The following is a 12,658-nucleotide window of genomic DNA, read 5'->3' on the forward strand; positions in this document are numbered from 1 at the left end:
GTGGTTTTGATTCAAGCATGTCGATATATTAATTATATAGAGGTGATATTTTTAATATATTTCTTTAATCACCATTGTGCTGATAACTTGTTCACAAATAGCTTACTAACTCGCGCAGGCACAACGTAAATGTTTGATAAAGGCAGCCCTCAATACAAACGTATCACCCAATCATTGGCGATTGGATCGTTTATCATTTTCTGTAACCTTTATCTCTTTCAGCCAATCTTGCCGCACATGGCCGAGCACTTCCAAGTATCGGAAACTCAGATCAACTGGCTGTTTGCCGCGACAACACTTGGGCTTTCCATCAGTTTGGTGCCTTGGGCAATCGCATCTGAAACCTTTGGCCGAAAGCCCATCATTCTGTTCAGTCTGTTCGCTATTCCTTTGATTGGACTGAGCATGGTGTTCACGACTACTCTACTACAGCTTGTTATTGCTCGAGCATTCATGGGAATTGCAGTCGCTGCATTTGCAGGTGTGGCTGTTGCCTATATGGTTGAAGAGTTGTCACCTAAGGCATTCGCCATCGCGATTGGTGGGTATATTGCGGCTAACTCATTAGGTGGCATCTTCGGTCGTGTATTGGGTGGCTTGATTACGGACTATTTCGACTGGCATGCAACAGTTCTGTTTTTCGTTGTCGGCTCTTTGCTTGGCGCACTCTATATTGCGTATAGTCTGCCTGACCAACAAAACTTCAAACCTCAGAAAGGGTTGTTCTTTCATCATAACCGCTCGGTTGTGATGCACTTAAGAAACCGTACCTTGTGGCTCGCGATGTTGATTGGTGGCGCTAACTTTGCTCTGTTCGTTAACTTGTACTCAGTAATGGGCTTCAGGCTTGTATCTGCACCTCACTCGGTACCCGTTGGTTTAGCTTCGCTGATATTCCTATGTTACTTAGCCGGTACGATAACCTCTAAACTTTCCAATAAATGGACACTTCGTTTTGACCCGTTAAACGGTATATTGATCGGCGTGTGTATCAGCTTAATTGGTATGTTGGTTTCTGCCGTCGACAAAGTCCCATTCATGTTAGCTGGGTTGTTATTGATCAGTGGCGGAGCTTTCTTCGCCCATACCCTAGCCTATTCTTGGGTAAGTCAAAAAGCACCGAGCGCGAAAGCGACAGCAACGGCACTTTACTTAGTTCACTATTACATAGGCGGGAGCTTGGGTGGTTTCTTACTCTTATATTGCTGGCAGTTGTTCGGTTGGAATGGTGTTATCGCCGGTGGTTCTATCTTCTATGTTGCGATATTTGCTTGGGTCTACCAGTTAAAACAACTTCAAGTGTCAGCCTCTAAACTCGCACAAGCATAAGTACGACTGAGGTTGTAACTCAATTATTGCTTTTGATTAACGTCCGTTCTGATATCCTACGCAAAATTTCATTTCGGAACCTGTTATGTCGAACACTCAAAGCTCAGATCTTCAAACCATCCATGACCAAGTAAAACAGTGGTTAGACGATGTCGTTATTGGCCTAAACCTGTGTCCATTTGCAGCTAAGCCACAACGTAATAAACAGATTAAGATCTTTGTGAGTGAAGCGAAAACGGAAGAAGCGTTACTAGAAGACATCATGACGCACTTTGTAGAATTAGATAACACGCCAGTCCCAGAATTAGAGACGACGTTGGTGGTTGTGCCTAACATGCTGCAAGATTTCTTCGACTACAACATGTTCATTGATTGGATTGAGGCCTTGATCAAGCAAGAAGATTGGGAAGGCGTTTATCAAGTGGCAACCTTCCACCCAGACTATTGCTTTGGTGGTGCGGATCCAGAAGACGATGAAAATCTTACTAACCGCTCTCCGTATCCGGTTTACCATTTGATTCGTGAAGCGAGTATGGAAAAAGTGTTGAAGCACTACCCCAACCCTGAAGCGATTCCTGATACCAACATCGCGAGAGTTGAATCTTTAACACCCGAAGAGCGTCGTAAGTTGTTCCCTTATCTATTCAGTTAAGAACTAACCTTTGAGCTTTAAGAGCTGACAGCTTCAACTTACGAGTCTGAGTGTTCTTGATGATATGGGCGAGATATAAACTGATCTCGTCCATTTTGTTTAGCAATGTACAGGCATTCATCGGCAACTTTGATTAGCGAGTCTAATGCCGACATCCTTTCCCCTTTGGTATCCCCTGTACTCAACTCAAAATGACACGCACCGATTGATATAGTGACTGGCTTTCTATCAAGCGTGATTTTCTTCATTTCTTGTAAAAGAGTCATGAACTTATCTTCAACACCACTTGGTGTACTATTTGGATACCAAAGAATGAACTCTTCACCACCAAAGCGAGCTACAAACTCTCCATCTTGAATATTATTGCGCAGAACGTTTGCCACTTTCTTTAAAACAACGTCACCCATTTGGTGACCGTAAGTGTCATTAACGACCTTAAAGAAATCGATGTCTACGACGGCTAGTGTCCCTTTACCTAGAGAGCCTTTTAACTGCTCCACTTCTGCATTCAACGTTTTGAACAAGCAACGTCTATTTGGCAAATGGGTCAGAGGATCGTACATAGCTTGGTACTCTAACTTCTCATTCAGCTCTTTGAGTTTTCGTTCTTGCTGTCTTCTAACCAGTTCCACTTCGATCCATGAGGCCATTAACCGCATAACGTCGATATCGAACTCTTTAAACTCGCGATGATAGGGAGCTGGGCTTGAAAAGTTTAAGGTGCCATAAAGCTCATCATTGACGAAAATCGGGATACCAATATAAGACTCTAGCCCAAAAGATTGGTAGGCAGGATGTGTCGCATACTTATCATGTTTACCGCAATGCTCAATACAAATAGGGCCAACAGATTTGCACGTAATCTCACAATAGGTCGAACTATAGTCGAAGATATCGCCACTATTGAGCTCAACCCCTTCAGGTGTGACAGAGTGTTCAACTAAGTAAGTATTACCCTCGACTTTAGATAAGATACCAATATCAAGGTTGAAGCGTTCAAGCCCCATGATAAGCAGCTGAGCGATCTGAATATCGAACCCTTTTCGATAATCATTGGTGATTTGATACAAACGACGTATAACAACTTCACTTTCATTAGCTTGGTGCATAACTGTGATCCTACGACGGAGAACTGATTGGCAATATTACGTGTGGCCTACTGTAAATTATATATTAATCAATTAGTTTTTATGCAAGATACCTCATTAAACCAATGAATAAAAGTCGACTTTGCGTTAGCACCCTATTCCCAGCTTTGGTAAAATACCCCATTAACGAAACAGAATGGATAGGAAAATGAACCTTTCTCAACTAAGCCAAGAAATCTACGATCACCTTTACCGCGACATTGAAGAGTTCCGCAGTACTTTTGATCTGCCTGTTGCTGCTCCTGAAACAATGGACGAAAAAGGCGATACGCTACATACCTCTCTAGCGATCGAAGAACTAACAGAACTTGCAGAAGCTGACTCAAAAATCGAACAAGCGGACGCTATTGTAGACAGCGTTTACGTTTTGATGGGACGCTTGGTTCACCTTGGTCAAGCTAAGGTTGAAGACAACCTAGCAATCAGCTACCTGATCGACCTACTGTTGAATGTTTCTAAAAACCGCTCAATTGACTTCTTGCCTTGCTGGGACGAAGTACACTCAAGCAACATGAGCAAAGTATGTCGCAACGAAACTGAATATGCAGAAACTGAAGCTTTCTATGCTGAGCAAAACATCAAGCTGATGGCGGTTCAAAAAGGTGAATACATCATCGCTAAGTGTGCGGAAGATTTCGTATCTGACGGCAAGACAGTTCGCCAAGGTAAAGTACTAAAATCAGTACATTACCGCCCTGCGAACCTTGAGTCTCTAACGGCTTAAGTAAGGCTACAACTGAAGCACTTTAAAGCCGCAGTTGACTGAAATCGAAAACGCCACGTTATTTTAACGTGGCGTTTTATTATCTATTAGAAAACCCTAGCTGTGGTAATTGGAGCCTTGTATTAGAAGCAGAACACTATACCAGTCGTGCCATGTGATAAGCCGCCACATATTCGCCATTTCTGAAAGCGAACCCAGCCGACTCTCCTTCAATAACAAAACCGAATTTCTTGTAGAGACTGATCGCTCTTTCGTTATCGGTGTACACCGTTAGCTCCAGTCGTTTGATGTTAATCCAGTTATCACACAAGTCGATTGCGGTCGCGAGCAGTTGGCTACCGACACCGTTGCCTAATACATCGTCTTTAACACCCATACCGAATGAAGCAACATGACGCCTTCTCGGGTTTACACACACTTCCATTCCCAAATTACCGACAATCTCATCGTCGATCATCGCGACATACGAGTACACGTTGTCGGGCATATTAGAGATTCGTTTCTGCCAGCTTTCCAGAGATGGATTTGGGAGTTGCAGCGTACCGGTATAAGCATTAGTGCATTCGTAAACTTCTTTGATTCCCTTTGCATCTGACGGTTCAGACCGTCTCACTATAATACTCATCGCAACTCCTACTATTTTCATCGCTAAATATGAAACACATCCTTAATGTGCACCTAGACACACTATCAAATACTAAATATTTAACAATAGGTTAGATGGAATTGTTTTGATTAAATCTTATATAGAGTTGAGATATAGGTGTACTTAAAAGAATGCAGCTCACTCGATTTAAGTCTTACCATCTTGTACCACGAAGGAAGAACCAAACCTTACGCTTTAGGAAGGCTCATAAAAAAGACCAGAGCATCATGCTTCTGGTCTTTTTATGAATCAAACGTCAATCAGAACTCAGTTTCTGAGTCACTTTTCTCTAGGCTGATTACATTCAACACCGCGAATGCAGAGGCTAGGAATAAGCCTAATATCCAAACAAAATACCACATGAAAAACTCCTTAATACAGTGAATGGCCGTTGCGTTCGACATACTCATTATCGAGTCGTCCAAACATGGTGCGATAACTAAAAGCGGTATAACACAGGATGATTGGCACCATCACGAATGCTACGCCCGTCATAATGTTCAAAGTCAGTTCGCTCGATGTCGAATCCCAAAGAGTTAAGCTATGGCTTGGGTTAACTCTCGACGGAATAATGAATGGGAACATCGAAAAGCCAGCCGTTAAAACAATGCACGCATTAGTAAGGCTTGAGCTGATGAAAGCCAGCGCATCCCATTTTAACCTCGCGCTAATCAGCGCCAATAGCGGAATCAGCACACTGCCAATCGGCGCAAACCACATCCAAGGGTAAATCTCGAAGTTAGCTAACCAAGCTCCAGTTTCTGCTATCGCTTGTTTGTTTAATGGATTCGAAACAGCGCTATGGTTCAACTCACTGACAATCAAATAACCATCAATGTTGTTTATCGCTAAACCACCTAGCACCATAAGACTAGCCACAAGTATCGCGCTCGCCTGCGCAACCAATCTTGCCTTGTTGTATAGCGCATCTGTCGTTTTCATCATCAGCCATGCACTGCCTTGCAACAACGCCATCAATAATCCAACGAAGCCACACAACTGAGCAAACGGATTAAGCAAATCAACAAACGATCCGTGGTACTCAACCATAAGCAAGCTATTGAGCGAGAACGGAAGCCCTTGCATCAAATTGCCAAACGCGACACCAAACAAGATAGGTGGAAAGAAGCCTGAAAACGAAATCGCTAAATCACACACTTTTCGCCATTGGTTGTTATCTATCTTGGCTCGGTATTCAAGTGCAAGAGGACGCAGCCACAATGAGATAAGCGCCAAGTACATCGCAACATATAAGCTTGAAAACGATGTCGCATACACTAACGGCCAAGCCGCAAACAAAGCGCCACCTGCGGTAATTAACCACACCTGGTTGCCGTCCCAATGGGGTGCAATGGAGTTAATCATCACTCGTCTTTCAGAGTTGGTTTTACCGATAAACGGTAACAACGCTCCTACTCCCATATCGAAGCCATCGGTGATCATAAAACCAATCAGCAACACACCGATTAGCACCCACCAAATTAAACGCAATGTGTCATATTCAAACATGAGTCAGTCACCTTATTGTTGAACTTGTTGTGCCAATTTGGCTTCAAGTGATGTTGTTGTTTGTTCATAGTGATAACGCCCCGTTTTCAAACTGCTTGGGCCTTTTTTAGCTACGGTAATCATCAAGTAACTTTCAACAATGATGAAGACCGTATAGAGGCCAATAATTAGCGCGAGAGACGTAAGTAAGTTTTCAACGGTTTGCGAAGAAGCCGCGACCGCAACAGGGAGAATTTCACCGACCGCCCATGGTTGACGACCATACTCAGCAACAAACCAACCTGCTTCGATTGCCACCCAAGGTAATGGAATTGACCAAAGTGCTACCTTCAATAACCAAGGCTTTTGAGTAATGTTTTTACGGTAGGTTTGTAAGAAAGCCGCGCCAAAAACAAACAACATAATGAAGCCACAACCCACCATGATTCTGAATGACCAGAACAATGGCCACACGGTTGGAATGGAATCATCTGCCGCTTGTTGGATTTGCTGTTCAGTCGCATCGGTTATGGTATCGGTGTAACGCTTAAGTAATAAGCCATAGCCGAGATCGTGCTTGGTTTGATCGAATGCTTGTTCTGTCTCATAAGAGGTATCGCCAGATCGCAAACGCTCTAGCAATTCATAAGCAATAATACCGTTTCGAATACGCACTAAATGTTGGTCACGCAAGTCATGAAGCCCTGTCACTTGCTCGTCCAAAGATCGCGTTGCAATAATCCCCATCACATAGGGAATTTTCACAGCAAAGTCGGTTTTGCCTTCTTCTTGATTTGGTAATCCAAACAAAGTAAACGCCGCAGGTGCCGGTTCGGTGTGCCATTCAGCTTCAATCGCCGCAAGTTTCACTCTTTGGACGTCACCCAGTTCATAACCAGATTCATCGCCAAGTACGATTACGGAGATAATCGATGCGATACCAAAAGATGCCGCTACAGCGAAAGAACGCTTGGCAAAGGCAATATCTCGACCTTTCAGCAAGTAGTATGAACTCACGCCAAGGATAAACATCGCACCGCAGGTATAAGCTGAAGCGACTGTGTGTAAGAACTTAACCTGAGCAACTGGGTTGAGCACCACTTCGGCGAAGCTGGTCATTTCCATACGCATGGTTTGGTAATTAAACTCCGATCCAATCGGATTTTGCATCCAACCGTTAGCAACCAGAATCCATAACGCAGAGAAGCTAGAGCCCAACGCCACCAACCAAGTCACGACAAGGTGTTGGCGTTTGGACAGCCTTTCCCAACCGAAGAAGAACAGTCCAACAAAGGTGGATTCTAGGAAGAATGCAACAAGGGCTTCGATCGCAAGAGGAGCACCAAAGATGTCACCGACATAGTGAGAATAATAAGACCAGTTGGTGCCGAACTGGAACTCCATGGTTAATCCGGTCGTGACACCTAAGGCGAAGTTAATACCAAAAAGTTTGCCCCAAAAGCGAGTCATGTCCTGATAGATTTGCTTACCGGTAAGCACATAGATCGACTCCATGATCGCCAATAAGCAAGACATACCAATAGTTAACGGCACAAAGAGAAAGTGAAACATAGCGGTTAGCGCAAACTGTAAACGCGACAATTCAACTACATCAAACATTTAAGCTCCAAACATCATAATGATGGATTTCATATTAAGAATTGGAGCGTATTTCAGCACAGTTTGAACAAACCAAACTAGAACAGATTGAATGTTAAAAAACAGAACAGGTTGAATTATCCGACGAGTGACAAGCTAGATTTCAAGTAAACATAGTCGAGGATCGACTAACGACTTAAGCTTGTGATTCCATGGTCTGAATCAAACTACCTAGTGTACGAATGGCTTCTGCTATTTTGTCGTCGCAAGCGTACGAGCAGTTGAGACGGATGTGATGAGAGAACTTTTTGTCGCTGCTGAATATAATTCCCGGCGCGACAGAGATGTTGTGTTCAAGTGCTTGCTCATAAAGCTTCTCAACACAAACAGAATGAGGCAACTCTATCCAAAGGAAGTAACCACCTTGGCTTTTATGCACCATCGCACTTGAAGGTAAGCTAGATTCTAACAATGCAATATGCGCCTTCTTCCTTTCATTCAAAAGCTTGCGAAGTTTTTTAAGATGGTTGTCATAACTATAAAACGTCAGGTAATGAGACAGTCCAAGTTGGATAGGAATACTGCTTGAGAGCGTCGAAAGGTGCTGCAATCTCTGAATCTTTAACGCTTGTTTCCTTGCAACTACCCAACCGATTCGAAAGCCGGGCGACAATGATTTGGAAAACGAACCGCACAGCATGATTTGCTCGCCGGTGTCATAGGCTTTAGCAGGCAATGAGCTTTGGTTGCCGACATGAAGTTCTCGATACACATCGTCTTCGATCATCGGGATCTTATGTTGATTCACCAAATCGGCCAACCGCAGCTTGTTTCCATCACTCATCGAATAACCCACTGGGTTTTGCGATTCTGTCATGAACCAGCACGCTTTGATGTTCATTGAAGCGAAAACCGATTCCAACACATCTAAATCGATACCGGTTTCAGAGTCGGTCGGGATCTCAACAGCGGTAAGATTAAGCCTTTCAATAGTCTGTAACACACCGTAAAACGCAGGGTACTCTATCGCGACTAAGTCACCCGGCTCGGTACAGGATTGCAGGCATAAGTTAAGTGCTTCCATTGCCCCTGACGTGATCACAATATCGTCGGGCAATACATCTAGCCCACCAGTTTGATAGCGCTGAGCGATTTGCCTGCGTAATGTTTCACTGCCCGGTGGCAGATTAGTAAGCATGCTGTTATCGGGCATTTGACGACTGGCATTGGCTAAACTGCGCGACAACGCTTGATGCGGAAACAAGGCAGGGTCTGGAAATGCCGAGCTGAGTGGAATGATACTAGGGTCTTTGGCTCGTTGAAGTACATCGTAAAGCAGGTCGCTGATCTTAACGGGATACGGCTTGATGGCTTTTTGTTGTGCGAGTTCTGAGGTGAACACATTTCTGCGCGGTAACACGAAATAGCCAGATTTAGGCTTCGAGCGCACATAGCCTTGGTCTTCAAGCTGTTGATACGCCTGAAGTACCGTCTCGATACTGAGTTTATAACGTTTACACGCGTCTCTAATCGATGGAATTTTCTCACCACTAAGCCAGATGTTTTGTTCTATCTGATTCTTGATTGTATTGGCGAGTATCTGAGATTTTTTCATCAAAAAGTCTTTTCTATCTAATGTGTAAAAGATTACTAAACCGTGGATATTCGAAGCACTCGGACATTCAGGTATAACAAAGCCCTACCCTAAACCCAATTACCTTCACGGTCGACTTGTTTATCTCTCCCACAAGAAAAGACACCACACTCATCAATAGAGTGTGGTGTCTTATTTATTTAGTTACTTAGTTTGACTAGCTGACTAGTTAGCTGGGCGCCACACGCCCCATTGATCATTTTCGTAGGTCGCTTTAGGGTTTGTACCACCTTGAATCCACCACTGTGCTTTCCAAGACTGGTTCGAGTACGTTACTACTTCACCGCCTAGGTAAGTCGCTGAAGAGTCCCAAGTGCCATTGTCTGGGTCAGGAGTCGGACCTGGATCCGGCGTTGGATCTGGGTCTGGTGTTACGCCACCGTCATCAGCAATTACTTCAAAAGTGAAGGTTTCAACACTGTCGCTTTCAATCGAGCTAGCCATAAACGATAGAGTTTCGTTTGCAGTGATGCCAGTGGTATCAACTACGATAGAAGCCGTGCCGTTATTTTGAATGCTTACTGAAGAGCCTTGAGTTTGAGTCAATGTCGCCGCTTCGCTTGTTGCAATCACAACTTTGTCGCCAGCATTCACTACGTTGTCACTCTTCACTAGCTCGTAGATGTCGCCTTTCAATGGTTCAACACCACCGTCGCCACCATCAATCAGCGTTAACTGACCAGAAGCACGGCTATCTTTTGAGTTGAAGAAGTTACGTGAAGGATCGTTTTGGAAGTACATGTAGTGCTGCATTTCAGTGTGCCAATCACCAATGAAGATCGCGCCATCTTTAAACTCTTCGTGCCAGCCGTTAATCTCTGAAGCCAACAAGCGAGCCCAATCGTTAACGTTTGAAGCGTCGATAACGATGTCGAAGCTACGCGCTACTTCACCGTACTTGTTGATGATGTCGTACTTAACCGTATCACCAATTTCTGGCGTACCAAACTGGTCAGAAACAAACAGGTCGCCACGGACTAGATCAGGCTCAGGACCCGGCTCTGGTGGAGGAGTTGTTCCCCCCGCGATAGTAATGTCTGAACAGTTGTAGAAGCCTTCACCTGCTGCATCGTCACGTTGCCAACGTACATATAGAATTGCGTCGCCAGAGCGGTCTGAAGGAATCGTTACGTTGATACGGTATTTGCCACCACTTACAGGAACATTCCCAACTTCTTGGATAAGATCTAAATCACCCCACGCTAGGCCTTTGCTCAGGTCGGCGTTTGGTTTGGTTAGGTAGAACTCCCAGAATGACGGGTTGTGTGGTGCAGTCGCATTGAATACATATTCAAATGTACCAGTGCTTAGCTCGGTGCGAGTCCAACCTGTATGAGGTGCGCCCATACCACGCTTTTGCGAATCATTGGCATAACACAAAGTGCCGTCTGGAATCGCCGCTTTCACTGCATTGATGTTGTTGAAATCTTTGATATTTTTCGCATACTCGTTGCGTTGAACGAACGGGTATGACCCAGAAATCTCTTTTGCTTGAGCACATGCTGCATTTGGTGGCGTACCTGACCAAACCCCGCCTTGCTCGTAACACGTGTTCTGACGTGCACTTGGAAATTCAGACCAGCCATGAGCATTTGCCACCGACGGCACACTCGATAGCATAGCCACACTTACTGCTATTTTTAAAATATTATTATTTATAGTTGTCACTTTCCCACTCTCTATTATTTTACCCCATTGCAATCTTGATTGGACATTTACTAATCAAGATTGCAGTTCGAGGGTTTATAGTTTCTGACTTAAAGAACACGGAAAATATATACGTCATAACTATCAATAAAAGTAGGATTTATTTTGAAAGGAATCGGAGTCACACAACTCAAAGAAATGCGTTAGAGATAGATGATATCGCTTCGAATTATCGATTTTTACCGACAAAAATTACGCATTCCCTAAGAAAATAGATCGCTAGGAAGGTATTTTTTTATTGAATCAATTCGAGTGAAACGCTCGCATAAATAATGATATTTAGTGCTTTTGATCATCATTATTACTTTGTTGAGACTGTTGCAAAGTCGCTAAGCTACTGAGCGTATACGTTTATAAATCGATAAATCATTAACGTTAATTTGAACGAGCTAAACTAATAGCGGCTATTCATGCCAAATCGATTCGACATATCATCGTCCATACGACCGCCCTTCCAACCGCCACCGCCCAACAAATTAAGTACATCACGCGCGTTATATTCCTCACCACCGAAGAAGTCATTAGACACATCATTACGCAGCAGTTGAATGGCTGGAGCAATTTCAGCAGCAAGGTCTTGTGGATCAGCAAACAATGCTAAGGCAACCAGTTGTTGGCGCTTACTCAGTTCACATGAACTCGTTTCTACTTGCCCAATAGAGAAAAAGTCACTGCTTCCGTACGCTTTCACCAACTTTGCAGAAAGTGATTTGATTACTTTCTTGATTCGTCGTCGTTGAATATATCTAAACATATAGATTGCCTTGTATTGATGAGCCTAAGTTAACCAAACAATAGGTAAGTTTGATTGTCGACCGAGATGCTTTTTACTTGCGTATTAAATACGGATTCTAGCTGTTCAGGCACAAGCACTTGCTCTGCACTGCCTGATGCTTGTAGTACGCCCTTTTCGAGCAGCAGTACTTGGTCGGCATGCCTCAAGGTTCGGTTCAGGTCGTGGTTAGCCATAATAACCGCAATGCCCTTCTCAGCCACTCGTTCGATAAGCTTATACAGCAACGCTTCTTGAGCAATATCTAACGGCGCTGCAGGTTCGTCGAGGATCAGGAGCTTTGCGTAAGGATTAAGCGTCGGCCAAATTTGCAGGCACATTCCCGCCAAACGAACGCGTTGCCATTCACCGCCAGACAGTGTCTGAATTGAACGATGAAGTTTGTCTGTGATGTCCAACATCTGGCTTATCTCTTCCAAAGCCGTGTTGATTTCAGTATCAAGGCCGTGCGATGAACTTGGCAGTGACAACGCAAGGTATTGAAACACTTCCAAGTTGAAGGCAGGTCTTGCACTTTGACAAAGATAAGCACGATGCAATGATAAATCTTGTAGAGACAGTTCAGACAAATCCTGCCCGTCGAGCTTTATATCCCCTTTGTAGCCATCACCAACGCCAGATATCGCTTCGAGTAAGGTACTTTTACCACTGCCATTAGGACCGATGACATGAGTCACCTGCCCTTGCTTGAGCTCAAATGATAACGGTAATAAACGAGCGCCGACGCTCAGGCTCTTAATTTGAATCATGATTTTTAATTAACATCCAAATGAAGATAGGCGCACCGATACTGGTGGTCATCACACCCAAAGGCAGCTCTGCTGAATCTAATAAAGTTCTTGCACAAATATCAGCAAACACCAGTAACGCGGCACCTGCAACGGCAGACAAAGGAAGAAGGTATCGGTTATCGGTACC

General features: G+C 44.1%; 13 protein-coding genes. 3 read left to right on the forward strand and 10 right to left on the reverse strand.

Going from position 1 to position 12,658, the window contains the following annotated elements:
- The first annotated feature begins 129 nt into the window (after positions 1 to 129).
- Together AB4232_RS07185 and AB4232_RS07190 are read left to right on the forward strand one after the other, a co-directional pair.
- Positions 130 to 1,329, forward strand: a complete 1,200-nt coding sequence (locus AB4232_RS07185; RefSeq protein WP_135381748.1) for an MFS transporter — start codon at positions 130 to 132, stop codon at positions 1,327 to 1,329.
- An 85-nt stretch (positions 1,330 to 1,414) separates the two neighbouring features.
- Positions 1,415 to 1,981: a DUF1415 domain-containing protein gene (locus tag AB4232_RS07190; RefSeq protein WP_135381749.1), complete on the forward strand. Its 567-nt coding sequence runs from the start codon at positions 1,415 to 1,417 to the stop codon at positions 1,979 to 1,981.
- Between the two features lie 38 nt (positions 1,982 to 2,019).
- On the opposite strand, the gene AB4232_RS07195 is transcribed toward AB4232_RS07190, so the two are convergent.
- Positions 2,020 to 3,090: a diguanylate cyclase gene (locus AB4232_RS07195; protein WP_372086751.1), complete on the reverse strand. Its 1,071-nt coding sequence runs from the start codon at positions 3,088 to 3,090 to the stop codon at positions 2,020 to 2,022.
- 187 nt (positions 3,091 to 3,277) lie between these two features.
- On the opposite strand from AB4232_RS07195, the gene AB4232_RS07200 reads away from it, so the two are divergent.
- Entirely contained in the window at positions 3,278 to 3,853 is a 576-nt protein-coding gene (locus AB4232_RS07200) for a nucleoside triphosphate pyrophosphohydrolase family protein (protein WP_372086753.1), read from the forward strand.
- Positions 3,854 to 3,989: 136 nt separating this feature from the next.
- On the opposite strand, the gene AB4232_RS07205 is transcribed toward AB4232_RS07200, so the two are convergent.
- The 9 genes from AB4232_RS07205 to AB4232_RS07245 all read right to left on the reverse strand — a co-directional run.
- Positions 3,990 to 4,478 carry a GNAT family N-acetyltransferase gene (locus tag AB4232_RS07205; protein ID WP_372086755.1) on the reverse strand — a complete coding sequence of 163 codons (489 nt, stop codon included), beginning with the start codon at positions 4,476 to 4,478 and terminating at the stop codon, positions 3,990 to 3,992.
- 281 nt (positions 4,479 to 4,759) lie between these two features.
- A complete protein-coding gene (gene cydX, locus AB4232_RS07210) occupies positions 4,760 to 4,861 on the reverse strand; it encodes a cytochrome bd-I oxidase subunit CydX (protein WP_004734907.1) in 102 nt (33 codons plus the stop codon).
- 10 nt (positions 4,862 to 4,871) lie between these two features.
- A complete protein-coding gene (gene cydB / locus AB4232_RS07215; RefSeq protein WP_372086757.1) occupies positions 4,872 to 6,008 on the reverse strand; it encodes a cytochrome d ubiquinol oxidase subunit II in 1,137 nt (378 codons plus the stop codon).
- Positions 6,009 to 6,020: 12 nt separating this feature from the next.
- The gene (locus AB4232_RS07220; protein ID WP_372086759.1) at positions 6,021 to 7,607 is read right to left on the reverse strand and encodes a cytochrome ubiquinol oxidase subunit I; all 1,587 of its coding nucleotides are present in this window, start codon (positions 7,605 to 7,607) and stop codon (positions 6,021 to 6,023) included.
- A 175-nt stretch (positions 7,608 to 7,782) separates the two neighbouring features.
- Positions 7,783 to 9,201, reverse strand: a complete 1,419-nt coding sequence (locus AB4232_RS07225) for a PLP-dependent aminotransferase family protein (RefSeq protein ID WP_372049265.1) — start codon at positions 9,199 to 9,201, stop codon at positions 7,783 to 7,785.
- A 204-nt stretch (positions 9,202 to 9,405) separates the two neighbouring features.
- Complete coding sequence (locus AB4232_RS07230; RefSeq protein ID WP_372086763.1) at positions 9,406 to 10,860, reverse strand: lytic polysaccharide monooxygenase; 1,455 nt, start codon at positions 10,858 to 10,860, stop codon at positions 9,406 to 9,408.
- Positions 10,861 to 11,341: 481 nt separating this feature from the next.
- Complete coding sequence (locus AB4232_RS07235; protein WP_009846928.1) at positions 11,342 to 11,701, reverse strand: DUF6559 family protein; 360 nt, start codon at positions 11,699 to 11,701, stop codon at positions 11,342 to 11,344.
- 29 nt (positions 11,702 to 11,730) lie between these two features.
- Complete coding sequence (btuD, locus tag AB4232_RS07240; protein WP_371995732.1) at positions 11,731 to 12,489, reverse strand: vitamin B12 ABC transporter ATP-binding protein BtuD; 759 nt, start codon at positions 12,487 to 12,489, stop codon at positions 11,731 to 11,733.
- On the reverse strand, positions 12,476 to 12,658 hold a 183-nt coding region (locus AB4232_RS07245; RefSeq protein WP_372086761.1), incomplete at its 5' end, for an iron chelate uptake ABC transporter family permease subunit. The genes AB4232_RS07245 and btuD, both read right to left, overlap by 14 nt.

The organism is Vibrio sp. 10N.286.46.A8 (assembly GCF_041470165.1).
Taxonomy (GTDB): domain Bacteria; phylum Pseudomonadota; class Gammaproteobacteria; order Enterobacterales; family Vibrionaceae; genus Vibrio; species Vibrio tasmaniensis_A.

Excerpts from the sequence above, each read along its gene's own strand:
- AB4232_RS07195 (WP_372086751.1), bottom strand. The coding sequence starts at position 3,090 with ATGCACCAAGCTAATGAAAGTGAAGTTGTTATACGTCGTTTGTATCAA.
- AB4232_RS07205 (WP_372086755.1), bottom strand. The coding sequence starts at position 4,478 with ATGAGTATTATAGTGAGACGGTCTGAACCGTCAGATGCAAAGGGAATC.
- AB4232_RS07230 (WP_372086763.1), bottom strand. The coding sequence starts at position 10,860 with ATGCTATCGAGTGTGCCGTCGGTGGCAAATGCTCATGGCTGGTCTGAA.
- AB4232_RS07220 (WP_372086759.1), bottom strand. The coding sequence starts at position 7,607 with ATGTTTGATGTAGTTGAATTGTCGCGTTTACAGTTTGCGCTAACCGCT.
- AB4232_RS07225 (WP_372049265.1), bottom strand. The coding sequence starts at position 9,201 with ATGAAAAAATCTCAGATACTCGCCAATACAATCAAGAATCAGATAGAA.
- btuD (WP_371995732.1), bottom strand. The coding sequence starts at position 12,489 with ATGATTCAAATTAAGAGCCTGAGCGTCGGCGCTCGTTTATTACCGTTA.
- AB4232_RS07200 (WP_372086753.1), top strand. The coding sequence starts at position 3,278 with ATGAACCTTTCTCAACTAAGCCAAGAAATCTACGATCACCTTTACCGC.
- AB4232_RS07235 (WP_009846928.1), bottom strand. The coding sequence starts at position 11,701 with ATGTTTAGATATATTCAACGACGACGAATCAAGAAAGTAATCAAATCA.
- cydX (WP_004734907.1), bottom strand. The coding sequence starts at position 4,861 with ATGTGGTATTTTGTTTGGATATTAGGCTTATTCCTAGCCTCTGCATTC.
- cydB (WP_372086757.1), bottom strand. The coding sequence starts at position 6,008 with ATGTTTGAATATGACACATTGCGTTTAATTTGGTGGGTGCTAATCGGT.
- AB4232_RS07190 (WP_135381749.1), top strand. The coding sequence starts at position 1,415 with ATGTCGAACACTCAAAGCTCAGATCTTCAAACCATCCATGACCAAGTA.
- AB4232_RS07185 (WP_135381748.1), top strand. The coding sequence starts at position 130 with ATGTTTGATAAAGGCAGCCCTCAATACAAACGTATCACCCAATCATTG.